20 protein-coding genes and 1 pseudogene are annotated in these 23,540 nt (G+C 54.4%); 2 read left to right on the top strand and 19 right to left on the bottom strand.

From position 1 onward, the window contains the following. Positions 1-572: 572 nt before the first annotated feature. The 18 genes and pseudogenes from BMOU_RS10930 to rfbB all read right to left on the bottom strand — a co-directional run bounded on the left by BMOU_RS10930 (position 573) and on the right by rfbB (position 20,035). The gene (locus BMOU_RS10930) at positions 573-1,583 is read right to left on the bottom strand and encodes a glycosyltransferase family 2 protein (RefSeq protein WP_235143680.1); all 1,011 of its coding nucleotides are present in this window, start codon (positions 1,581-1,583) and stop codon (positions 573-575) included. A 153-nt stretch (positions 1,584-1,736) separates the two neighbouring features. Further along, positions 1,737-2,846 carry a glycosyltransferase gene (locus BMOU_RS03520; RefSeq protein ID WP_235143681.1) on the bottom strand — a complete coding sequence of 370 codons (1,110 nt, stop codon included), beginning with the start codon at positions 2,844-2,846 and terminating at the stop codon, positions 1,737-1,739. 38 nt (positions 2,847-2,884) lie between these two features. Next, positions 2,885-4,018 carry a glycosyltransferase gene (locus BMOU_RS11505; RefSeq protein ID WP_081738474.1) on the bottom strand — a complete coding sequence of 378 codons (1,134 nt, stop codon included), beginning with the start codon at positions 4,016-4,018 and terminating at the stop codon, positions 2,885-2,887. 50 nt (positions 4,019-4,068) lie between these two features. Then, entirely contained in the window at positions 4,069-5,058 is a 990-nt protein-coding gene (locus BMOU_RS03535) for a glycosyltransferase (RefSeq protein WP_034874920.1), read from the bottom strand. Then, positions 5,055-6,035: a glycosyltransferase family 2 protein gene (locus BMOU_RS03540; RefSeq protein WP_034874922.1), complete on the bottom strand. Its 981-nt coding sequence runs from the start codon at positions 6,033-6,035 to the stop codon at positions 5,055-5,057. Before BMOU_RS03540 ends, BMOU_RS03535 begins: the two co-directional genes overlap by 4 nt. Then, positions 6,035-7,135 carry a glycosyltransferase family 4 protein gene (locus BMOU_RS03545; protein WP_034874924.1) on the bottom strand — a complete coding sequence of 367 codons (1,101 nt, stop codon included), beginning with the start codon at positions 7,133-7,135 and terminating at the stop codon, positions 6,035-6,037. Before BMOU_RS03545 ends, BMOU_RS03540 begins: the two co-directional genes overlap by 1 nt. Beyond that, on the bottom strand, positions 7,135-8,331 hold the full coding sequence (locus tag BMOU_RS03550; RefSeq protein ID WP_034874925.1) for a hypothetical protein: 1,197 nt from the start codon (positions 8,329-8,331) through the stop codon (positions 7,135-7,137). The genes BMOU_RS03545 and BMOU_RS03550 overlap by 1 nt, the downstream gene beginning before the upstream one ends. A gap of 14 nt (positions 8,332-8,345) precedes the next feature. Beyond that, complete coding sequence (locus BMOU_RS03555; RefSeq protein WP_034874928.1) at positions 8,346-9,503, bottom strand: glycosyltransferase family 1 protein; 1,158 nt, start codon at positions 9,501-9,503, stop codon at positions 8,346-8,348. Continuing rightward, entirely contained in the window at positions 9,496-9,987 is a 492-nt protein-coding gene (locus BMOU_RS03560) for an acyltransferase (protein ID WP_034874930.1), read from the bottom strand. Before BMOU_RS03560 ends, BMOU_RS03555 begins: the two co-directional genes overlap by 8 nt. A gap of 47 nt (positions 9,988-10,034) precedes the next feature. Continuing rightward, positions 10,035-11,444: a polysaccharide biosynthesis tyrosine autokinase gene (locus BMOU_RS03565; RefSeq protein ID WP_235143682.1), complete on the bottom strand. Its 1,410-nt coding sequence runs from the start codon at positions 11,442-11,444 to the stop codon at positions 10,035-10,037. Between the two features lie 141 nt (positions 11,445-11,585). Then, positions 11,586-13,103 (bottom strand): sugar transferase, encoded by a 1,518-nt coding sequence (locus tag BMOU_RS03570; protein WP_034874934.1) that lies wholly within the window; start codon positions 13,101-13,103, stop codon positions 11,586-11,588. Between the two features lie 403 nt (positions 13,104-13,506). Beyond that, positions 13,507-13,950, bottom strand: a complete 444-nt coding sequence (locus BMOU_RS03575; RefSeq protein ID WP_034874936.1) for a hypothetical protein — start codon at positions 13,948-13,950, stop codon at positions 13,507-13,509. A gap of 99 nt (positions 13,951-14,049) precedes the next feature. Continuing rightward, positions 14,050-14,847, bottom strand: a pseudogene (locus tag BMOU_RS03580) (sugar transferase); the annotation flags it as partial. A gap of 32 nt (positions 14,848-14,879) precedes the next feature. Beyond that, positions 14,880-15,536 (bottom strand): hypothetical protein, encoded by a 657-nt coding sequence (locus tag BMOU_RS11510; RefSeq protein WP_235143683.1) that lies wholly within the window; start codon positions 15,534-15,536, stop codon positions 14,880-14,882. 3 nt (positions 15,537-15,539) lie between these two features. Further along, positions 15,540-16,262, bottom strand: coding sequence for a hypothetical protein (locus BMOU_RS11515; RefSeq protein ID WP_235143684.1), 723 nt, complete (start codon positions 16,260-16,262; stop codon positions 15,540-15,542). 278 nt (positions 16,263-16,540) lie between these two features. Continuing rightward, positions 16,541-17,449 (bottom strand): glucose-1-phosphate thymidylyltransferase RfbA, encoded by a 909-nt coding sequence (rfbA, locus tag BMOU_RS03590; RefSeq protein WP_034874938.1) that lies wholly within the window; start codon positions 17,447-17,449, stop codon positions 16,541-16,543. 51 nt (positions 17,450-17,500) lie between these two features. Further along, a complete protein-coding gene (locus BMOU_RS03595) occupies positions 17,501-18,949 on the bottom strand; it encodes a sugar nucleotide-binding protein (protein WP_034874940.1) in 1,449 nt (482 codons plus the stop codon). A 63-nt stretch (positions 18,950-19,012) separates the two neighbouring features. Then, positions 19,013-20,035, bottom strand: a complete 1,023-nt coding sequence (gene rfbB / locus BMOU_RS03600) for a dTDP-glucose 4,6-dehydratase (protein ID WP_034874942.1) — start codon at positions 20,033-20,035, stop codon at positions 19,013-19,015. A gap of 311 nt (positions 20,036-20,346) precedes the next feature. Here rfbB and BMOU_RS03605 point away from each other — a divergent pair, with 311 nt between their 5' ends. Together BMOU_RS03605 and BMOU_RS03610 are read left to right on the top strand one after the other, a co-directional pair. Next, positions 20,347-21,372: a glycosyltransferase family 2 protein gene (locus BMOU_RS03605; protein ID WP_081738479.1), complete on the top strand. Its 1,026-nt coding sequence runs from the start codon at positions 20,347-20,349 to the stop codon at positions 21,370-21,372. Between the two features lie 102 nt (positions 21,373-21,474). Continuing rightward, positions 21,475-22,842, top strand: coding sequence for a hypothetical protein (locus BMOU_RS03610; RefSeq protein WP_034874944.1), 1,368 nt, complete (start codon positions 21,475-21,477; stop codon positions 22,840-22,842). Between the two features lie 61 nt (positions 22,843-22,903). Here the strand turns inward: BMOU_RS03610 and BMOU_RS03615 are convergent, their stop codons facing one another. Continuing rightward, a complete protein-coding gene (locus tag BMOU_RS03615; protein WP_034874946.1) occupies positions 22,904-23,422 on the bottom strand; it encodes a hypothetical protein in 519 nt (172 codons plus the stop codon). Positions 23,423-23,540: the final 118 nt, after the last annotated feature.

The raw sequence follows: 23,540 nt of genomic DNA on the forward strand, positions 1-23,540 counted from the left end.
ACGGCTCGGCTTTCATCGCCCTATGGCAGCCTAGTCAGGACACCCACATGATCTATATGCTCATGATGTTGACTTTGAGCGGTTTTTTTCTTCACCGGCATAGCGAGTACGTTGCAGGCGGTGCCTTTGTTGGTGAATCGGTTGCGCAATTACTCTCTCAGCTGGTTGGCATGTGGCATCATCTCGCTTGTCGTCACATTGGTGTGTGTCAAATTCTCCAATTGGGGCATCTATGCCGTCGCAGCCGTACCACAATTCATCGATATACTTGCGAACATCACCGTTGTACCCGTATATGCCTCTATCTGTCTACGGCTGTCTTGGCTGCGATTCTACCCCGTATATGCGCAATATCTCGCTTCCACCATGCTGGCGATTATTCTCAGCAGCTTCGCCAATACCATGCTGAATATTCCGCAAACCAATTGGATTGGTTTACTACTAGCATGTGCAGTAACCGCATTGCTCACATTCGCATCAGACCTGCTTCTTCTGCTCGGAGAACGGGAAAGAATGGTACTTCTGCACAAACTGATGCAATGGAAAAAAACTCCAAGACTCTCGATGAATCTTCATTGCGCATCCTCTTCCACGACGCTCTTGCCGCCGTATGTCTTGCGTTTCCAGAACAGGAATGGGCAGATGCGCGTCCCTATATAGTTGACCTGGTCCTTAAGGGGCAGGTATCGTATGATGCTCCATGGAATTGTGCGGAACAGCCGGAACAGTGCTTTCAATCTCATACGTACCTGCTTGTCCGACCAATCTAACTGTCTTGCCCGATATATCGAGTCCTTGAGCTGGCTGAAAAATACAGGGACCAAATCGGTAACGCCCTCGGCCAACAGAAAACGCACTTTACCGATCAATGCCTCGATGATATCGAGGGATCGCAGGGTGTATTTCGTATGCATGATACTGCCTGCACGCTCAACATAGTGGTACAGACGATCCGGCAACAGTACCGCAATACCCACACGAGCGAGGATTCTATAGGTCACGAACTCGTCCTCATGCAATTTTCCCAGGGGATATCGGATGTCTTCCCACAACGAGCGGCGGTACAGCTTGTTCCAAGCCACTACATTATCCGCACCATTTTCATCGCCGCGTTGTCTCATGCAATCCATACCCGGGCATGTTCTTCGTACATCCGTCACCGGCGCATATTCCCTGCGATGAACGGGAACCATCTGGGCAATGGCATTGCCATCAGCATCCTCATGGAATACGGAGCACATGGCAAGATCAGCGTGGACATCCTGCACGGCACCAATCATGGTGGAAACATACTCCGGATCCACATAATCATCACCATCCACGAATGCGATGAACTCGCCACCAGCCACGTCCAACCCAGCGTTACGAGCGGAGGAAAGACCCCCATTGGACTTATGAATCACTCGAATACGCGGGTCTCTGCCGGCCCACGTATCGCATATCGCCGGACACCGGTCCATACTGCCATCATCCACCAGAATAATCTCCAGATGACGATACGACTGATTCACCACGCTACGAACGCATCGGTCAAGATACTGCTCCACCCCATATACGGGCACAATGACACTCACCAAATCCATCGCATACTCCCTCATCACAGATATCACTTCCATAGCAACGTCATATTGGCAGCGGATACGTTCTAATGAAACGCTTCATAGCCACACGTCCGAATTCATGCAGATATACATCCCTGCATGGTGAGGCAACTGGCGCAATGCTATGGAATACGGTCACGCTCTCTTTCCGTTCCTCATATAGAATTCCTGCAATTGGGCAGCCACGTCGAACATTTCATATCCTGCGGCCTTCACTTCGGCACTCCGGTCTCTCCGCTCAGCCGCATGGCTGATCATGTCATCCAATCGTTCCGCCCAAACCTCTGGCCCACTTTCCAACCGTTCGAAGCTCATGAGCTCACACACCCGGGCGGATTCCGGCACCACGGCGGCGGAACCGAGACAAGGCAGACCGGCACATTGCGCTTCGACGTACACAATGCCCAACCCTTCAGCCACCGAAGGCAGTACGAAAGCGTCCATGGCCTGGTAGAGTTCAGCAATATCAGTGCGCTGGCCAAGCAGTCGCACACAGCCATCCAGTTCCCTGTCGGCAATCCGCCGTTCGATGTCATCGCGCAAAAAGCCCTCACCAACCAGAATCAGCGCGGAATCCGGATTGATCGCGTGATACCGCTCAAATACTTCCAGCAGAAACAACGGATTCTTCTGCGGTCGCAAACCCCCGCAGAATCCGATGACCGAGGTATGGTCCGCGAATCCCAACTCACGGCGTAGTCGTTCCCGAGTGGCGGCGTCATAGGCGAATCGCTCAGTGTCAATGCCATTACGAACCCAAGTGTATGGCTTACTTGGAAACATGAAATTCGCCGCCATATCCGAGCAGGCGAAATAATGCGTGGGATATCGGTCGATGTCTCGGGCGATGGCGCGACCGCGCATATCCCACAGCAACGCCCGCAACGGGTTTTCGCGATGCTGGTATTCCTCGATGTTATGGGAATGCAGAATACGTAACCCGATACCGGCACGTTGAGCGTATTTCAACGGCAACGCGTAGGGGAAATTCGCATGCATATGCACCCCCGCGATCTCCGGGTGGTGCCGGAAAAAACGCGGTAGACACGTGCGCGATCGAATCAAGGAATCCCGTTGCGGCACCAGAACGCGGTATATGGTTCCTCCCATGGATTGGATCTCATCCTCAAAATGCAGCGGACCGTCATGATAACCCTGCAAGAAATCAAACTGCACCTTGGTCCGGTCCATGTGCCGGTACACATTCATGACAAAAGTCTCAATACCACCCAAGCCGGTTGTCATACCCCATTGGAGAATGTGAATGGGCCGTGGTCCCATAATCATGCCTCCCCTGCACTATCAATCAGCGAATACAGTCGTTGCATCTGACTTTCATAGTCGAATCGTTCGTTGCGCAGATTGGCGGTCAAGGTGCCACGCAAAACCGGATCTCCAAGCAATCGGCTGATTCCTTCCGCCAATGCGGTTTCGTCAAGGTGGACCAGGATTCCATTACGTCCGTCGATAATCTGCTCTCGAGAGCTCGGCACATCAGACGCGACAATCGGCTTGGCTACAAGCCGCGCCTCCTGCAACGCAAGGCTATACCCCTCGTATCGGGATGGCTGCACATAGACGTCAGCCGCCTTGATGTAGGGGTAGGGGTTATCCACACGCCCCTTAAGAACAAAGCATTGCTCAAGTCCATATGAATGAATCATCGCTTCCAGTTCGGCCCGTTGAGCGCCTTCGCCAAACACCAGCCAAATGAAATCCACTCCCTGCTGCCGCAGCCGCGCAGCGGCTTTCACCGCGATATCGATGCCCTTCTGTGAATGAAGGCGCCCCAATGTGACCAGTTTGTTGGAATGCTTGGCAAAATCGTCGGGCAACGCTTGGGAGGCCTTGCGCCTGATGCAATCTGCGTCCAACACGTTATACAGCACCTCGGCCTTGTCCGCATATGCGGGCGCCAGCTCATCGAATCTACGCTTCACTGATTCGGATACACAGAATACCTTGTCATAGCATTTCAGATACGGCATGGCCAACGGCAGCCACTCCATACGTTCGTCATGCATCCAGATCGCATGGAAGTCCGCATCCAATTGAGCTCCAATGGTGGTAGTCAATGATCCGTAACCCCGAAAATCAAATACCGCATCGAAATGTTCCTTCGGCAAATCGTCAATATGGGAAACGGCACAGTCATATACCAGATTGCGTCGTTCATCACTGCCAAGCGTCAGCAGCTTACGTCCGAATCGATATGTGACACGTTGAATCGCAGTGCAGTCGGAAAAATCATTGAGTCCGATGCCGTACGCAAAATCTGAGGTGAAATGGCAGTGGCGGACCGTGACCTGATCCGGAATCATCCTCAATAGAGGACCCTCACGTTCAGGAGTCAACAAAGTCACTGAAAACCGACCGTAGTCCAATCCGCGCAGCAGACGCACCAGAGCAATCTCCATGCCGCCATCTCCAAGACCACACAAAAAAAACGATGCGTTTAAGAGATGCCTCAGTCAAAGCGTCCTCCCTTCATACGCTTCCAGACAGGGTAAAACAACGACGGGCACAAGGCTCCGCCGAGGATACGCACCCAATATCGTGGTGACCGCTGTCTCTTCAATGCATGCCACCAGTATTTGCGCAGAATCGTCCCGCATTCGTCACGATGTGTCGCATCGCTGACGTCATAGGTACGTAGCAACAACTCCTCCGCCAGAATGGCGTAGGATGCCCCCACCGAAGACCTTGATTCCTGCGGGACTATCGCCATCATGCGCTCATGCGCTTCCAGACAGGTCGCCATGGACTCCAGATCCACCCTATGAGAGACGGACTCGGGGTTATTTCGGTAGTTGTACAGGCACCGGTCAGTACTTACCGTCACTGTGGGCAGCAGCGCATATTCCACATTGAACAGCAGGTCTTCGCACATGCTGATCCTCGAATCGAACTGAAGATCTCCCTGTTCAATTAGTGCACGCGAGAAAAATTTATTCCACACGTACCCTTTCACCCCGGAATATGCAAGAATGCAATCCAATACATCCTTCCTGGAAAGAATTCCGGCCTTGATCCGATAGTCGGCCGACCGCCCCTGCACAGTGTCGGGAGTATCCTCAACAGATACGCTCCGGTAGTTGAATATGGCCATCTGCGCATGTTTGTCGTGAACCAATCCAAGCAGTTCCGCGACGGTTCCCGCTTCAAGCCAGTCATCCGAGTCCACAAACTCCAGCCAATCCCCATCCGCCGCATTGATGCCGGCATTTCTCGCCATGGAGACGCCAACGTTAGTTTGGTGAATCACCATGACACGGGAGTCCTTGTCGGCCCACGCATTGCATAAGTCGGCACTGCCATCGGTGGAACCGTCATCCACCAGAATTACTTGGATGTTGGCATATGTCTGCCGAAGCAGACTGTTGACGCAGACATTCAGATAATCGCCAGCGTTATACACAGGCACGATAAGGCTGACCAAAGGATTGCCCGCACTCATGAACGGTCTCCGACCACTCGCTGCAGCATGCGGTATGACATAGGCGCCAAGGACAACAGTGTATGTTTGATTTTTCTTGAGACCGGAACCGTCCCGTCGTGCAATACCGGCCAGAGGTGCCGTCTCATGTCACGTGCGATCCGTCGATATACCTCATGCGAGGCATCACTCTGAAAGATGTTGAACAGCACATCAGCACGCCCTTGCAGGCGGAAGTAATTCAAAGCTTTCCGGTTGCGGTATCCATGCCTGGCCAGGTAGTCACAGCACAGGTCGGCAATTTGAATTTCATCACATGAATGGTCATTGAACGAGTCCATATGCACGATGGAGCCTTGCCGGATGCGGTAATGATATAGCGGTTCCACCCGCACGAAGATCTTATTCATTTGCAGGAAGACCTGCGCGAGCACATAGTAGTCCTCACTGTTCAATCCTTCATGGAAGCGAACGCCTTGGTTTTTGAAAAAACGAGCGTCGAACATTTTGCCCCATACCGGCCCCGCCAATGACAGATGATAAAGGAACTGAATCAGGGCCTCTTCACTGTCCACATCCCCTTCAGGCGTACTCCGCTTGTCGGCAACGATACTGCCATCCTCCAAATCATGCATGCATGAGCACATCACCACATCCGCGCCGCTTTGCTTGTGCCAATGCAGCAGTTCGGATACATAGTTCGGCTCCACATAGTCATCGCTGTCCACAAATGTGACCACGTCGCCAACGATGACGTCCAGTCCCGCATTCCTTGCCGATGCCAGGCCGCCGTTCTTCTTATGAACCACACGAATGCGGGAGTCACGTGCAGCCCACTCGTCGCACATCCGGGGACAGTCGTCCGGTGAACCATCATCCACCAAAACGATATCCAATAATTCGTAGTCCTGCCCCACCACGCTCCGTATGCAATGGTCGAGGTACGGTTCCACTCCATAGACGGGAATGACCACAGATACCACTGTCTGATCCGTCATCAGTCAGATCCTCCTTCGTTCAAATCGAATGAACGCAACAGCCGCCGCCAACCATCAAGAACCGTCGCCATATCATACCGTTCAGCATTGCTGCCACTCATGGCCGAATATTCGATACGTCTGGTCCTGTCGTCAATCAGCTTGTTGATGGCTGTGACCATGGCATCGGTATCCCCCAACGGTACGACCGTACCGTTGATGCCATCTTCAATGATTTCCGACGGTCCGGTCGGGCAATCGAAACTTATCAACGGCAAACGATGCGCCTTGGCTTCGAGCAACACCATTGGCAACCCCTCGAAACGGGATGTCATCACGAACATGGCGGACTGCCGGTAATACGAATCCATGTCGTCAACCCGTCCCTTGAGAACCAGCCGGTCATCCAGGTTCGCCTCGTGAATCCTTCGCTCCAGGATCGGCCTATCCTCACCTTCTCCGAGAATCACCCACCGCCAATCCGGATGGTTCGGCAAGACCTTGCCTGCGACCTCGACCAGCAAATCGAAGCCTTTTTGATATGTCAGCCGCCCGGAGCTGAGAATCAGGTGGGAATCAGCATCGTAGGAGGCCTCGGTCGGAGGCAGTATGGGATTCGCGATAGCCATGATCGGGCATTTCAGCTTGAGATTGCTTTCATAAAGCTTTCTGTCGGTTTCAGTCAATGTCACGATGGCATCCGCACGATGTGCCGCCCACCGACGGGTCAGTTTGCGGTAAGGTACGCCGGGATTCTGCAGGTAGTTGAAATGTTCCCATGACACCACCTTCACGCCGGTACGACGCTTGATCGGCAGCGAGTACATATCCAGGATGCCGTCGATATCAACCAGCACATCGACATGCTGGCCATCAACGATATTCCGCAATCGCTGGCAGGTATCAAAATAATGCTGAATGCCATGTGTGGCCGTAGGGTATATTTTGAATCGGCGAATATTCGGATCAATCGAGAAGAACGGACTATCATGCTCCTCGAACAGGCTAACGAATGAGATCTCATAATCGGTTTTTGCCGAAAGCTCGTTGGCGATCATGATGGACACGTTTTCAGTGCCACCCGATCGAGTAATGTCACCGGAGAAAAACTCGATATGCATCAGGCCTCCATCTTTCCGACCACATTCGCATGCCTGCCGATGCGTCCCTTGATCCTATCGACGTCTCGTTTCCACTGTGCCAGCTGCTGATTGCGAGAGAACACCAGTAGGTGCAACACCGGGAAGGTGGCCGCCTCGTGGCGAACCCACGAACCAAAATCCGGTTCGAACAGCGCGGATGCGAGCACATAGCCCAGGAAAATCGAAATGGCCAGAAACTGCGTTTCATCCTCAATCTCGTCGAGTTTGCCGAACAGGTGCGCCAAGTATACGGTCACAGCGACCTGGAAGCAGAAGAACGGTAGATATTGCACGCCCTTGATCGCCAGTTCGAACGGAATCATCATGCGGACCGCATTGATCAGATAATTCAGCAGGAACAGTGGCAGATTCGTGGAATTATCTCCACCAACCCAGTTCTTGATAATGGTGACGCTGTCGACGTCACCCTCTCGACTGCTCAGACTGTAGTCGCGGATACCCATAATCTGTTCGTATTCACTGTGCATGGCTACACTCGCCACCACCATCATCACGCACACCAACAGATACATCGTTACCGTCGTGATGACGATCTTAACCGCAGGAGGAAGCCTATGATTCCTGCGGAACACTGCCAGAATACAGTAAATGGCAAGCACGAGTGCGGCGATTAATACATAATACGAGCGGAATACCTTACTTTCGAAATACAGGATTATCGCCGCACAGGCAATCTTTACAGCGGAGCTTTTGATTGGCATCAATAACACCAGATACACCGCCATGAAGAACAGGAACTGAATAGCATCCTTGCCGATGTTGAACACATAGATATTCAGCAAGCCAACGCAGGCCAGCAGAAAGATGGTCTGCACCATGTCGAGTTCAGGAAGCCTGAGCACCATAAAAAACACGACTAAGGTCAGCAGCATGCCAAGGAACCAGCTCCACTGGCTGATGGAGGTGAAACCGAAGATATTGATAGCCCTGAAGAAGTTCGCCGCGACAACATAGGAACCACCCCAAGCCTCCATGCTCATGTCTTCATTGACCATGCCGACGATGCGGTTATTGTCGTAGAAGTACTTTGCCGGAAGCATCATGGTCAGCAGTTTGGCCGCCAACATCACAACGAAGATAAGGGCCAATACAGCGTTTTTGTTACGGTTCTCCCACCAATCGCCCTTATTCCCAAGCTCAAGCTCATTGCTCATGAATCGTGATCACCTCAAACGCATGCGGATTCGGCCAACGCGTCCATATAGAACCTTTGCAGCCATTCGGCATTGGCCTTGATGTCGAATCCCGCCTTGGTCACCATGCCCGCACCTTCCGTGCGATCGGTTCCGGCATATTCGGCATGCTGGTCCAGAATCCGTTTGGCCCATTCCTCAGGGGTGTCATTCAGCCCGACTGCCTGCACATTCCCCGTCACATCGCACTGCAGGGGAACGCGATCGGAAATGGTGCAGGGCAGGCCGGACGCCTGCGCCTCGATCATGGTCACCGGCAAGCCCTCATACAGGCTCGGCAGTACGAAAGAATCCATGCCTTGGAGCAATCGATTCACATCGGTGCGCACGCCAAGGAACGTCACGGCATCGGCCAGACCAAGTTCATTCACCTTGGCTGTGATCTGGTTCTTCAACTCGTCGTTCAGCTCGCCGCCGCCCACGAGCCACAGCACGCTGTTCGGATGCCGTTTATGCACTTCGGCGAAAATATCGATCAGAAACGTATGATTCTTCTGTGGAAAGAACCGCCCCACATGGCCGAGTACGAAGGTACTCGGATCGGTGACGCCGAATTGCTCGCGCACCTGCGCGGCGATGGCCGAATCATACCTGTAGGCCGCCGTGTCGATGGCGTTGCGCTGCTGAATTACCTTGCCACGGTTCTTCTCGTTGAACAGCCAATCCCCCGCTTCCGTGCCGCATGCGAACATGTGCGTCACATACTTCGGCAGGCGCATGCGGAAGTATTCGCGGAAGATGGATTTCAGGTTGAAACCGACCGGACGGTTATGCGCGTGCGCAATACGGACCGGAATGCCCTTTTCGGCCGCGATCCGCAACGGAAAATAGCTACGTTCCTCGAGGTTCGAATGGATGAGCCGGTATTCCGGATGTTGTTCCAGGAAATTGCGGAATTCACGCTTGTAACGTTCGAAATACTGCGGGTACATCGGGCACATGCGGTAGATGCGCCCGCCAAGCGCTTCGATCTCATCCTCGTAGGCCGCACGGTAGTCGCGGTTTACCAGGAAATCATAGATGACCTTGCTGCGATCAAAATGGCGCAGATAGTTCATCATCATGGTTTCGGCACCGCCACGGTCCATCACCGTGTCAAGCACCAGCACTCGAAGCGGGGTATCCTCAGCCATGACGGACCTCTTCCTTGATCAGCCGCTGGTCCAAACGGACCACGGTATCGGAGGGAACGTTCTCGGCTATCACACATCCGGCGCCGATCACACAGTTGTCTCCAATGGTGGCGCCCTTGAGAATCGTCACGTTGCTGCCGATCCAGCAATGCTCGCCGATTACCACCGGTGCGGTGGAATAGCCTTGGCCCTTGATGGCTTCCTCCTCGTCGGCGAAACGGTGGTTGTGATCGTACACGCGTACGTTCTCACCGAAAATCGTTTCGCTGCCGATATGGATCTCCTCGATGGCATGCACCGCACAATCGTTGTTAAAGAAGACATGGTCTCCGATGGTGATGGTGCCGCCCATCTCGGCGGTCAGCTGCAGTCCTTTACGGAAGTGCAATGATTTGCCCCAGCGGATGGATTTGCCGTAAATGACCTTATAGAGGAACTTCAACAGTACCCCGGTAAACCGGTACCATAGCTTCACCACCACCATCGGAATCCCCTTACTACGCAGATACGGGCCAGTTATGCAAACTGCTCTTATTTCTTGGAGTGAGTGGCACGCGACTTGGACTTCTTCTTGGAGGAAGGGCCATCTTCGTGGGCTTCGTAGTAGTAATGGTCGGAACGGCCGGCGTTGTCCATTGAAACCATATTCAATACCACGCCACGGATGGCGGTCTTGGACATACGGAATTCCTTCACCACTTCACGCAATGCCTTCTTCTGTGCGACGCCCTGGCCCACGACCAATAGCAGCATGCCACCCCGTTCCGCGAATACGGCGGCGTCGTTGGCTACGGTCATGGGAGCGGTATCGATGATGACATAGTCGTAACGTTCGGCGGCCTGCTCAATCAGCTGACGCATGGCATCGGATCCCAGAATGATGCCGGACGGTGTCTTCTGCTCCTCCGAGGGCAACACATGCAGGAAGGATTTCCAGTACGGCTGGATGGCTTCCTTGGCGGAAACCTCGCCGGCCAGCAGTGAGACCAGACCAATACCGCTGTTCAGCCCCAAGGCGGAGGCCAAGGATGGATGACGCACATCAGCGCCGATAAGCAGCACGCTCTTGCCCTTTTCGGCGAACGAAGCAGCTATGTTCACCGATATCGTGGTCTTGCCCTCTCGAGGGCTGGCGGAGGTGACGATGATGACATTCGACTGGTTCAAATCCTTCGGAGTGACGAAGGAAATATTCGTGGTCAGACGGCGGATTTCCTCTGCCGCACGATCCCGGGGCTTGGTGATGACGGCAGGAGCGCCATCGGACATTATGTGAGTCTTCGGCACGGAGGCAAGCACAGGATTACGAACGATGGATTGCACATCAGCAACGCCATTGACGCCTTTATCAAGCATTTCACGGATAATGGCACCCAACATCGCGATGACCAATCCTGCGACAATGCCGATGGCGAGGTTCGCCTTCACGTTCGGGGAGGAGGCGGAGCTAGGCTCCACTGGCGCCTGGATAACAGCAAAGGAGACATTCGCATCGGTACCTGCCATCGTATCGGCTTGCTTCTTCAGCTGCTTCACCAGCTCATTGACGATACGCACGGCTTGTTTCGGATCGGAATCCGTGGCATAGACATAGACGATGGACGAGGTATCGCTAGACACCGCCGAAACGTTGGAGCGCAACTGCGATGTCGTGGTATGGAGTCCCAGGTTGTCTATGGTGGATTGCAATACTTCATCGGACTGTACAAGATTCGGGTACAGGCTGGTCAACGACGTGTCGTTCGAGTACTGCTGTCCCGTGGTGGCCGTGTCTTCGCTGGACAGCGAAGAACCACGTTGCGCCAATACCTCAGTGCTCGCCGTATATACCGGTATGGTGGTGAACGTCTTCCCCGCGACAACACCCACCACCGCGCAGAACAGTACTATTTCCACAACCCAGTGCTTCTTGATGGCTCTCAGCACGTCCGATATAGTCATGTTCCCTCTCATTCTCACACCGAAGCGGTCAATCCACCCTATTCGCCGAGAGACGCTCAGTCCTTCGTAGGCTATCTTACCGACAACTCTGACAAGAGCAGACCCCTATCTAAAGATCGAAAATCCCCCTCATTCATCTCTTTAGTATGCACCCTTATGGCTGAGCACGGCACCGACGGTGCGGAACAACAGCACCACGTCACCCAGCACGGACCAGTTCTGCACGTAACTCACATCCAACGCCTCGGATTCCTCGGCGCTCAAGTCGGAACGGCCGGATACCTGCCACGGTCCGGTGATGCCGGGTTTGACAAGCATCCGTGTGGCATACAGCTGGTTGTAACGCTCGTACTCCTCCGGTAACGGCGGACGCGGCCCGACCACGCTCATGTCGCCTACGAACACGTTGAGGAACTGCGGCAGCTCGTCGATGGAAAAGCGTCGGATGAAATGGCCGACTTTCGTGATTCTTGGATCATCCTTCATCTTGAAGATGAAGCGATCCTCCTGACCGGTCTGTTCGGCCAGCTTGGCCTTCAGCTCATCGGCATTCGTGACCATGGAACGGAATTTGATCATCCTGAACGGCTTGCTACGCCGGCCGATGCGCGTCTGCGTGTAGAAAATCGGTCCGCCGTCAGTCAGTTTGATGGCGACAGCCACCGGCACAGTGATGATCAGCGACAACAGAATCGCGATGAAGGAGACGACCAGGTCGAATGCGCGTTTGGCGATGTGCATTGCCGGTGTGTACTGCGGCAGCCGCATGGTGATCACGGTGTTGCCCTGGATGGAGCGCACTGTGGTCTCGTGGCCTGCGGTGTCGGCCGCGGACGCAATCAGGGCGATCTCCAATCCCAGCGATTCCATGCGTACCGAGAATGTATTGAAATTGTCCGATGAACGGTACAGCACATCCGAGATCATCACCGTCTGCGCGCCCATATCCACCATGATTTCAGCCAGATAGCGGTCACTGTACTGAATGACCGGAATGTTCTCCTGCCAATTGTCTTCGATCTGCCGCCGCATCGCATCCGCGTCGGAATCGGCGACGATACGGCCATCCTGGTCCATACGAATCGGGCATACCGCCACCGGACGGTAGTTGAGCTGCTGGCGCTTGCGCAGGAAGCGCAACGTCCTGCCGATGCCTTCCGGCGAACCGACCAGCACGGTGCCGTACGAATACGCGCCTTTGCGCCGCCCCTGTGTGATCAGCGCACGCGAGACCACACGCTCCACCATGGTGAACAGCCAGCCGACGAGCACCGTCAATGTCAGGCCGCCAAGCGTCAGGTTCAGTTTGATTACGAAATTCACCGCGCATAGTACAATCCAGCTGAACACCATGCCTTTGAACAACAGCAGGTTCAGCTGGTAGCCGTCGCCCATCACATGACGGTGATACACGCCCGCGTAGTACAGGCCGATGATCCACGCCAGCGCCGCGCCCACCATGTACAGCATGTCATTGATGATGCCGTCGAACTGAAAATCCAGGCGATCGGCTTGCAGATGGCCCATCTCGCCACGCATGTTCAACACGGCGACACCGGCTAGGATGAACATCACCGCGTCGCACAGCATCAGACCCAGGTTGAGGAAGAAACGCCAATACAGCACCCGCGACAATTGGCTTTGTCTCAGATCGTTCATCTGTCTCTGCGTTCTCACGCCCACAGCAACACTCAAGATGGCCCCTCCTCTCCCCGTACGACACCTTTTCTCTACCCTATCTCATAAATCATTTCGGGATACGGCAAGCATGTAACGATTATTATCGTACACACACATCCCCCCGAAAATAAGATATATCCACAAGGCAGGGTGAAAATAATGAATCACCCGTCATTTCTCCGTTTGAAGAGTGGAAATCATAATTACGTCGCTTCCGGCGCCTTATTTGCGCCGCAAAACGTCTAAAAAAGTAAATCGAGTCGCACCCGATATGCCATGACCCGTTTTTCGGTCCGGCACTGTCGGGCTACGACTCGATCCAGTAAGGCTCCGTCGCCAAAGACGTTTCGGCTGTCAGATAATCAGACAGCGAAATCGAACGTCAGGCTTCCTCCGATTCGGCCTTCTTGCGGCCACGCTTCTTCATCACACCCGCCTTGGCATCAGCCACGGAGAACATCGCCACGCGTTCCTCGGAATAGAAGGTGCCCTGCATGGACTGGTAGGCCACCTGCCCCTCCTGAACCTCGTCGAAGTTGAAATACTTGAGCACGGAGTCAAGAACCACGGCGTCTTTGATGTTCACGGAGGCGGTCTGCTTGCCTTCCGGTTTGCTGAACTTCACGGCATTGGCGTCGGACTGCTTGCACGGCTTGACGGCGAACTGCCTGGTCTTGTCGTTGATCAGCAACTTGACATACGCCGGGTATCCGAGCGCGATCGCAGTCGCCTTGTTGAAACGTACCACATCATTGGTGACCAGCATGGTAAGCTTGCCGCGCGGCGCAGTCATATTGACTTCCTCAAACCCTTGTAATACCGACATGTTTTACTCCTATTCGAAAAAACAGTTGCAAACAAATTTCATATTCAGTGTACTGCTTGATAACGGTAATTCAAATTCGAATAGGATTTATTTTTAGACCTAATACGATCCCGTTCCACGGAACACCACCAGCACCGTTTTTGCGAGAATGGCCAGATCACCCGTAATGGACCAATTCTCGATGTAGGAGACATCCAAATACTCGCTTTGCTCCTGGGAAAGATCGGAACGCCCGGAAACCTGCCACGGTCCGGTGATGCCGGGCTTGACCAGCAGTCGCGCCGAATACAGCGATCCGTAACGCGCCACTTCCTCGGGCAGTGCGAGGCGCGGCCCCACCAGCGACATGTCTCCCTTCAGGACGTTGAAGAATTGGGGAAATTCATCCAGCGAGGTCTTTCGAATAAAATGACCGACTCGGGTGATGCGCGGATCGTTCTTCATTTTGAAAATAAAACGATCGGACTGGCCATTTTCTTCCGCAAGCTTTTGCTTCAACACTTCGGCGTTGGTAACCATGGAACGGAATTTATACATCTTGAACGGCCGACCATGCACCCCGATACGGGTCTGCGAGAACAATACCGGACCTCCGTCATCCAATTTGATGGCGATGGCCACGCCCAGCATCAACGGGGAGAACACGACCAGTGCAACCACCGAGCAAATGATGTCAAGCACGCGTTTAATCACGTATGCGGAATTGGTGTACTACGGCAGACTCGCCAGCAGCACGGGCTGTTCCGCGGTATTGCGCAGGTAGAGACGATGGCAGCTGATGTCGGCCAACGATACTGACAACGCCAATTCCATACCCAAGGATTCGATGGCCAGAGACATGCCATGCAGCATCTCGGAATCACGTGATAGCACGTCGGCGATATACACCTCCTGCGCACTGAGGCTTTCAGACGCGTGAGTGGAAGAACTTATTCACTCTGCTCGGAAGTACCCCCTTTGGGTGTGTCAGTGGACACGCCTGGTTTCGGCTGTTCGCTGGAGCCCGAAAGTTGGTTATTCGTCGTCTCGTTATCCGTCGGCGTTTTGGTGGCGCTTGGCGAAGGCGATTCGGATTCGGTGGTTTTGGGTGACGACGGATCAGGCACGGTCGTGGTAGATCCACGCCTGTAGGTATTCGTGCCACCATTCGTATTGGTATTGGTCTGCGACTGGGCGTTGGCCTGGTTCTGTGCGGCGATGGAGGCGTTCACGCCATCGGAGGCGGTGGTTATGCCGCTGACGGCGTTCTGCATGGCCTTGGTGTCCGTGCTGTTGCCATCGATCAGTGCCTGTGCGGTGCTGATGGCGTTTTCCAATGCCACGCGCGTGGCATTGTCGGCCACCTTGTACAGGCTGCCATCCAGCAGTTCCTGTGCGGTATCGATGGCATTCCGCAGATTCGTGCGTGCTTGGTCGATGGCGTCCTGCTTCGTTTTGGCGGCCTTGCTGTCGGTCACGGCCGTGGTTGCCGAAGTCAACGCTTTGGTGTTCTCCTTGATGCCGCTGAGTTGCTTGCTCATCGAACGGGCATGCTGGCGCAATACCGAGTCGGACTGTGACGCCTCGCAGCCGCCTACGGTCTTCATGTTTTACGCATCGGCGATCGCATCATTGAGCTTCGTCAGCGTCTGTGCATCCATCACCTGACTGGCGGTAGTATCCTGCAATGCGGTCGCCTTCTTCAGTGCCGCAGCCATGCTTGTATTGGCAGAATCATACTTTTTCTCAGCCCGCTCGCATGTGGTGACGGCCGCACGACGTTCCTGTGAGGTCTGGCGGTTGTGCCACAGGAGCAGACCGATCACCGCCACCACCACAACGATCGCCGCGACCACTCCTGCGATGATTTGCTTGGTATGGGATTCTTTCGGCGTGGCCGGAACGAGTTTCAACGGATCATGTTCCGGATCCTTGGAGATGTCTTCGATGGGGTCGGCCACCTTGGTCGCGGCATCCGCGGTGTTGCTGACGGACGGCATATCGAACAGCGGAATGGTGGATGGTGCGTCCACGATGCTGCGCAGATTCGCCAACGGCACGGTTTCGGAAGCATCCGCAGTACCGGCAACGCCCGCGGTTTCAGCGGCGGGAGGCGCAGCGGTCAGAACGGCCGTATCTCCGGCGCTCGTGTCAGATTCGTCTTTGCCGCTGGAGGAAACAACCCTTCTGCCTGTGGGGAATGGCTCTTCGGCAATGGGCTCCGACTCGGGAAAGCTCAGCGGCGGAATATCCCAGAGGGTATCGACGATATCACGGGAGCCGCTGTCCAATATGCCCTCGACGGGCTTGGAGTCATGCTCATCGTTTCCCATGTATCCTCAATTCTGCATATATACCGACTATTGGCTGCAAACTTGCCGGGTTCTAAAGTCACTAGTCTATATTCCGCCATTCCCAATACGCTAGGGAGGAACATGAAAAATCTCCCGCCGATCGGCGGGAGATTGAACAACGTTCGGTCAGTGCCTTTTGCCCTTGCGGTACGACAACCTGCTGAGCGTTAGTGTCCTCTGCAGAAACCACTGAACTCTTCATCTTATGCGTGTAAATCAAAGTCCCATTTAGAGCACCCCTCGAATTCGGGGCAAATTCACCGTTTGTCGATGTTGGGCACGAGCATGATCTCACCGTCGGCGATGCCTTGCAGATGCTGGCCGTACGGGCTCTTGCCGTAACGCTCGGCGGATTCCATGAGCTGTTCGCGGCTGATCCACCCGTTTTCGTAGGCGATCTCCTCCACGATGGCAATCGGCAGACCCTGCGCATGCTGGACCGTACGTACGAACTCACCCGCTTCGAACAGCGAATCCATCGTGCCCGTGTCCAACCATGCATATCCGCGGCCCAGCGTACGCACGTTCAATGCGCCCGCATCAAGATACATGCGGTTCAAATCCGTGATTTCCAGTTCGCCACGGGAGCTCGGCCTGACCTGTTTAGCGAAATCGACCACGCGTTCGTCGTAGAAGTACAGGCCCGTCACCGCGTAATGCGATTTCGGCCGGGCCGGCTTCTCCTCAATCGAGATGGCCTTCTTGTTCTCGTCGAACTCGACCACGCCGTAACGTTCCGGATCGTCCACATAGTAGCCGAACACGCTTGCGCCCTCACCGGACTCCGCCTTGCGTACCGCGCCACGCAACGTGGCACCCAGACCGTTGCCGTAGAAGATGTTGTCTCCCAGCACGAGCGCACACGGTTCACCGTCGATGAACTCCTCCCCCAGCAGGAACGCCTGTGCCAGGCCGTCCGGGCTGGGTTGCACCTTGTAGGAGAAGTTCACGCCGTAATGCGAGCCGTCTCCCAAGAGCTTTTCGAAATTCGGCAGATCCTTCGGCGTGGAGATGATCAGGATATCGCGGATGCCCGCCATCATGAGCACGCTGAGCGGATAGTAAATCATCGGCTTGTCGTACACCGGCAGCAGCTGCTTCGATGTAACCGTGGTAAGCGGGTATAGACGGGTTCCGGAACCGCCCGCCAGAATGATACCCTTCATGACTTTCTCCTCACGTATATATATGGTGCGCCCTCTGACGAGGGCTGTTCTTCACTTCCGCAGTTCCCTGGCGACGTAGGCCTTCAGGGATTCCTCCCAGTCCGGCACGTTCAGACCGGTCCGCTCGATCTTCGTAAGGTCCAGCGCCGAATTGGTCGGGCGGGGGCTCACCGGATTCTTCGCATTCGCGAAATACTGATCGGTCGAAATCGGCTTGACCTGGCCACCGTTGCCGTTCGTCTCGTCGAACACCGCCTTGGCGATATCCGCCCAGGATTTCACCGCTCCTGAACCGGTCAGGTTATAGGTTCCGTACTCGGCGTCCGCATCCAGCAGATGGAAGATCGCCTCGGCCATGTCTTTGGTGAACGTGAGTCGGCCGTACTGGTCGTTCACCACGGTCACTTCGTTGAGCTGGTCGCTCGGGTCGGCCACGCGGTTGGAGAGCATCATCATGGTCTTCACGAAGTTATGTCCTTCCCCGATCACCCACGAGCTGCGCACAATGTAATGGCGGGGCACGTTCGCCACAGCGATGTCGCCCGCGGCCTTCGTCTGCCCGTATACGCCGAGCGGGGCGAAGCTTTCCGTTTCGGTGTGCTCCTTCTCAACGCCGTCGAACACGTAGTCCGAACTCACGTGCACAAGCGTGATGTTGTGCTCCTTGGCGATCCTGGCCAGCAGGGCCGGGCCTTGTGCATTCGCCTTCCATGCGATAGGGCGGCCTTCGCCGGTTTCGGCCTTGTCCACGGCCGTGTAGGCGCCGGCGTTGATGATCGTGCCGTACAGGCTCCAATCGAACTGGTCGTATTGGCTCGGATCGGAGAAGTCGAACGTGTCGATGTCGTTGAATTCGAAGCCTTGCAGACCATGGGTCCCCACGTAGTCGCGAATCGCATGGCCGAGCTGGCCGTTGCAGCCGGTCACCATCGTGCGGCGCGGTGCCATGGGTTTGGCGTCCTTGAGCATCGGATGATGCAGGTCGGCTTCGCTTCGTTCGGATTCCTCAAGCGGAATCGGCCACTGAATGTTCAGCTCCGGGTCGGCGAGGTTCACGAAGGTGTAGGTCTTCTTCTGCTCAAGACTCCAGTGCGCGTTCACCAGATACGTGTATGCGGTGCCGTCTTCGAGGGCCTGGAAGCTGTTGCCCACGCCACGAGGCACGTAGATCGCCTTCGACGGGTCCAGTCGGGTCGTGTACACCTGGCCGAAGCTCTCGCCGGGGCGCAGGTCCACCCACGCACCGAAGATCTCGCCCGTCGCGATGGAGATGTACTTGTCCCACGGCTCGGCGTGAATGCCACGCGTCACGCCCTTCTTCGCGTTGAAGCTGATGTTGTTCTGCACCGGTCCGAAATCCGGCAGACCCAATTTCAGCATCTTCGCCCGCTGCCAGTTCTCCTTGAACCAACCGCGATTGTCGCCATGCACCGGCAGGTCGAACACCAGCAGACCCGGAATGTTCGTTTCCGTGACCTTCAATTCCTTCTCAAAATCCATATTTCCCATCTTCTTCATCAGTCCATTCGAATGCGGATGCCAACATCCAATCCATGCCCGGTCTCACTGACCTTGGGCCTTGTAGCGCGCTTCGGTCGCGGCCTTGGTCTTCTCCCACCACTGGCGGTTCTCGGTGTACCAGTCAATCGTCTGCCTGAGACCCGATTCGAAATCCGTGTGCGTAGGGGTCCAGCCCAGTTCCGTCTGCAGCTTCGTCGAGTCAATCGCGTAACGACGGTCATGGCCCGGTCGGTCCTTCACCCAGTCGAACGCATCCTCGTTCTGGCCCATCATCTTCAGGATCATGCGCAGCACGGTGATGTTGTTTTTCTCGCCGTTCGCACCGATCAGATACGTCTCGCCGATACGGCCCTTAGTCAGAATCGTCCACACACCGGAGGAATGGTCTTCGGTATGGATCCAGTCGCGCACGTTCTCGCCCTTGCCATACAGCTTGGGGCGGATGCCTTCCAGGATGTTCGTGATCTGGCGCGGGATGAATTTCTCGACATGCTGGTACGGACCATAGTTGTTTGAGCAGTTCGAGATGGTTGTGCGCAATCCATACGTACGCGTCCATGCGCGCACCAGCAGGTCGGACGCCGCCTTCGTCGACGAATACGGCGAACTTGGATGATACGGCGTGGATTCGGTGAACTTCGCCGGATCGTCCAGCGCCAGATCGCCATACACTTCGTCGGTGCTCACATGATGGTAGCGGATGCCGTATTTGCGCACCGCCTCGAGCAGGCGGAACGTACCTTCCACGTTGGTATGCAGGAACGGCTCGGGATCGGCGATGGAGTTGTCGTTGTGCGATTCCGCCGCATAATGCACGATTGCGTCATGCCCCGGCACGATACGATCAAGCAGATCCGCATCGCAGATATCGCCCACGACCAGCTCCACGCGGTCTTCGGGAAGTCCCGCGATGTTCTCCGGATTGCCCGCATACGTCAGCTTGTCCAACACGGTAACGTGCACATCCGGATGATTGTTGACCACATAATGTACGAAATTCGATCCGATGAAGCCGCAGCCACCGGTCACGATGATGTTCTTGGGAATAAAGGTCTCTTCGGTCATGCCCCGATTCTACAGCTCCCCATCACCACGCCACCCTACTGATATTTCATGATGAGGCTGGCTCTTATGCAAATCGGCAAAAGCGGTATTTCATTCCGTTCGATCGGGTCTCTGAAGGAGCGGTAATCACATAGTGACATGAAAAGAAGTTCCCACCCCAGTATGAAACGACATCATCATCGCCATGCCCGCAAAATCGTCCGTTCTCATTCGGAACAATGTTAATTCACATGCCCCGTACTACCCCCTATAGTAGAATTCCACTCGGGAGAACGGACTAGGAGAGAATCATGAATGGGAACAATCAAAGCATGGAAAGCAATGGCACGCGTGTCAGGCATGCAGATCCGACCCATTCCCGAATCCCAGATGAGGTGTCACAGGTGAGAAAGCCACCGGTTCTGTTCTTGGTGATTCCTTGCTACCGCGAACAGGAACAACTGCCCATAACCACGCCCATATTGGAACGCAAGATGGGTTCCCTGATTGACGCGAAGATGATTTCGCAGTCCAGTCGCATCCTGTTTGTCGACGACGGGTCCCAAGACCATACCTGGCAGGTCATCGAGGGTCTCCACCGTGATAATCCCATACTTTTCCATGCCATCAGGCTTGCCCATAACCGCGGTCACCAGAACGCACTTCTGGCGGGCCTCATGACCGCCCTCGAACAAGGCTGCGACGTTGCCGCAAGCATGGATGCCGATTTGCAAGATGACGTCGACGCCCTCGACCGCATGCTCGACGAGCATGCCAAAGGTGCGCAAATCGTTTACGGCGTGCGATCCAGCCGTGACAAGGACACTTGGTTCAAACGCACCACCGCCGAGGCGTTTTACTCCGTCCAAGCATGGATGGGAGCCGAGACCATCCGAGACCACGCGGACTACAGGCTCATGGACCGTCAAGCCTTGGAAGCACTTTCCCAATATCACGAGGTCAATCTATTCCTGCGCGGTATCGTTCCCGACTTGGGCTTCACCACCGCCGTTGTGGAATACAAGCGTGGCGAACGCGCCGCCGGCGAGAGTAAGTATCCGTTGAAGAAAATGATCTCCTTCGCCATTCAAGGCATCACCAGCTTTTCCGCCAAACCCCTCAAATTTGTCACTGGCGCGGGATTGCTGTCCACCCTCACCGGAATCGTCATGCTTGTTTACACACTCATATCACTTTTCACCGGCAACTCCACCGCAGGATGGGCATCCATCATGTGCAGTCTCTGGCTTATCGGCGGTATGCTCATGCTCAGCCTTGGCGTCCTTGGCGAATACATCGGCAAAATCTACCTCGAAACCAAACACAGGCCAAGATACAACATTCAACAAAGACTATAAATGACGCCGCTCTGGGCAGCTCACAGATGCACATTCCCATCATCAATCGCAACGAGCACAGACGATTCGACATCTACGCCACACAAAACCAAGAAAACAGCCATGGAACAACAACCGAACGCACAACACGAAGCCGCAGCGATACATCCCTTTAAGAACGTCAATACCACCCAGTTCCCTCATCTCATCAAGTTCCTTACACACAAATGGGACATCCTCACATGTCTGTTCATCGCGTTCATTCCGGTGTTGCTTATCTGCATATTTGCGATGCCGGCCTTTTCCACAATTGATGACGCCATACAGGCCATGTACCCGGAAGGCGTCTATTACGGGCAAACGTCATACCTCATGCTGTACACGCTTGCCCCCATCAGCGTACCCCTCGGAATACTAGGCAAGATATTCCCCGGTTTGCCGGTGTTCGCACTCTGCCAGTTGCTGCTCATAGTTCTCTCCACCGCAGCGATGCTCCATCTCGTATCCAAAGGAACCGACAGACCATCCATCAGAGTTTCCCACACGGCCATGCTCATAGCATGTGAGTCGTTCTTGACCACCTACTTGAACTACACAGCCGTTGCCTTTGTCGTCACGGCATCCGGTCTTTCGCTGCTCGTCGTCAACGCACTCAGCAAGCAAATACAGCATATAACGGGACAAGACGTTGCAGGTTTCTTCCTGGTCTTCCTAGGCACGAGCCTACGCCCCGAATCCGGATTCGCCACCTTTATCTTGTTCGTTCCCTTTATAATCTGGGTGCTCATCCACGAACGACATATGCCTTCCATTTTTCGAGGTATTGCCGCCGGCATCGCCGCAATCCTCGCATATGCAATCGGTATAGCCGCTTACCTCATCACGCCTGGATGGCAGCAACTTCCACGTGCGCTTAAGATCGGTCGTGCCATCACTGATACACAATCCGTCGATGCGAATACCATTCAAACCGTTGCCCCCAATCTCAGCAATAATGATGTCGATATGCTTTACGCCTGGTGGTTCGGCGATAAAAGTGTATTCAGCCTTGATACCTTCCAGAAAATCTCGGCCTTCGTACAGGAATACTCGCTATCCAACATTCTGCTCATTGGCAAACGCAATCTTTTGCTCACGGTCATGGCGATTATTTTGCTTTCCTTGCTTGCCGCATTCGTATCGCTCAATATGACCCGATTTGTCCGCTCAGTCGTCATTCTGCAGACAGGCATCATCCTTTGCGTCATAGCCACTCTTCTTGCTCTTGCGCTACGCAATCGTATGTTCGATCGGGTCACTTTCTCACTCGATATCATCGCTCTGTACGCCCTTCTCACTGCCTCATACAGCTTTGCCGACAAACCGACTCAGGAAACGACATCAGCACGGCGGAACATCACATCATCGAGACGATTGCCGTCATTTTTTTACCGTTCTGCTCAGCGTCATCTGCATCGTCTTAGCCTTTGCATTTCCCGTCAACCACGCTGAAAGCATCAAAGCAGATGCAGCCGAAACATCCATCATCCAAGACAATATCCGACAATATGCATCAAATCACCCTGAACAGATCTTCATCCTTAACGTTGTTTGCGATGAAGCTTACGTGAAAAGCCACAGCGTATTCGAAACTTTCAAGACTTGCCGATACGAAGACAACACCATCCCCCGCGGTGGTTGGGAGATATTCGCCGCACCCGACGACTATATTCTCGACAAACACGATCTTGATAAGGACCATCGGTATGGCAACCTCATTAATCGTTCCGATGTTCGACTCATTGGAGACAAGAGCACAGCCAACAGAATGCTGACATTCCTCCGTGAACATTATGATTCGAACGTCACCATGACGAAAGAGGTCTCCCTTACCGATAACGACGATCCCAATAATTCCATCGGTGTATACCGGTACAGCAAAACTGCCGACGGGCAATGAGCCAAACTTCGTAACATGAAGGGTAAGGCGGCACGGCAAGGCCCGAATTCCTGCGTATTTCGAGCCTTGTTTTTCGATGGACGGCTGGAAGCTTAATTCGCGAATAAATACCGTATGCAATTTCAGCGGCATGGCCGTATATCAGGAAAGGACTGATCCGACAACTCCAGGAGCATGGCATCCCCTCCGCACCGCTCGTGTCGATTTCAGTCACTGTTTCAACAGAGGAAACAGAATAAACCATGTACAA

This window comes from Bifidobacterium moukalabense DSM 27321, assembly GCF_000522505.1.
Lineage (GTDB): Bacteria > Actinomycetota > Actinomycetes > Actinomycetales > Bifidobacteriaceae > Bifidobacterium > Bifidobacterium moukalabense.

Excerpts from the sequence above, each read along its gene's own strand:
- BMOU_RS10930 (WP_235143680.1), bottom strand. The coding sequence starts at position 1,583 with ATGGATTTGGTGAGTGTCATTGTGCCCGTATATGGGGTGGAGCAGTAT.
- BMOU_RS03545 (WP_034874924.1), bottom strand. The coding sequence starts at position 7,135 with ATGCATATCGAGTTTTTCTCCGGTGACATTACTCGATCGGGTGGCACT.
- BMOU_RS03555 (WP_034874928.1), bottom strand. The coding sequence starts at position 9,503 with ATGGCTGAGGATACCCCGCTTCGAGTGCTGGTGCTTGACACGGTGATG.
- BMOU_RS03535 (WP_034874920.1), bottom strand. The coding sequence starts at position 5,058 with ATGAGTGCGGGCAATCCTTTGGTCAGCCTTATCGTGCCTGTGTATAAC.
- BMOU_RS11515 (WP_235143684.1), bottom strand. The coding sequence starts at position 16,262 with ATGGGAAACGATGAGCATGACTCCAAGCCCGTCGAGGGCATATTGGAC.
- rfbA (WP_034874938.1), bottom strand. The coding sequence starts at position 17,449 with ATGAAGGGTATCATTCTGGCGGGCGGTTCCGGAACCCGTCTATACCCG.
- rfbB (WP_034874942.1), bottom strand. The coding sequence starts at position 20,035 with ATGACCGAAGAGACCTTTATTCCCAAGAACATCATCGTGACCGGTGGC.
- BMOU_RS03520 (WP_235143681.1), bottom strand. The coding sequence starts at position 2,846 with ATGACAACCGGCTTGGGTGGTATTGAGACTTTTGTCATGAATGTGTAC.
- BMOU_RS03605 (WP_081738479.1), top strand. The coding sequence starts at position 20,347 with ATGGAAAGCAATGGCACGCGTGTCAGGCATGCAGATCCGACCCATTCC.
- BMOU_RS03565 (WP_235143682.1), bottom strand. The coding sequence starts at position 11,444 with ATGACTATATCGGACGTGCTGAGAGCCATCAAGAAGCACTGGGTTGTG.
- BMOU_RS03570 (WP_034874934.1), bottom strand. The coding sequence starts at position 13,103 with ATGAACGATCTGAGACAAAGCCAATTGTCGCGGGTGCTGTATTGGCGT.
- BMOU_RS03540 (WP_034874922.1), bottom strand. The coding sequence starts at position 6,035 with ATGACGGATCAGACAGTGGTATCTGTGGTCATTCCCGTCTATGGAGTG.
- BMOU_RS03560 (WP_034874930.1), bottom strand. The coding sequence starts at position 9,987 with ATGGTGGTGGTGAAGCTATGGTACCGGTTTACCGGGGTACTGTTGAAG.
- BMOU_RS03575 (WP_034874936.1), bottom strand. The coding sequence starts at position 13,950 with ATGTCGGTATTACAAGGGTTTGAGGAAGTCAATATGACTGCGCCGCGC.
- BMOU_RS03615 (WP_034874946.1), bottom strand. The coding sequence starts at position 23,422 with ATGCCGCTGAAATTGCATACGGTATTTATTCGCGAATTAAGCTTCCAG.
- BMOU_RS03550 (WP_034874925.1), bottom strand. The coding sequence starts at position 8,331 with ATGAGCAATGAGCTTGAGCTTGGGAATAAGGGCGATTGGTGGGAGAAC.
- BMOU_RS03595 (WP_034874940.1), bottom strand. The coding sequence starts at position 18,949 with ATGGATTTTGAGAAGGAATTGAAGGTCACGGAAACGAACATTCCGGGT.
- BMOU_RS03610 (WP_034874944.1), top strand. The coding sequence starts at position 21,475 with ATGGAACAACAACCGAACGCACAACACGAAGCCGCAGCGATACATCCC.
- BMOU_RS11505 (WP_081738474.1), bottom strand. The coding sequence starts at position 4,018 with ATGGAGATTGCTCTGGTGCGTCTGCTGCGCGGATTGGACTACGGTCGG.
- BMOU_RS11510 (WP_235143683.1), bottom strand. The coding sequence starts at position 15,536 with ATGAAGACCGTAGGCGGCTGCGAGGCGTCACAGTCCGACTCGGTATTG.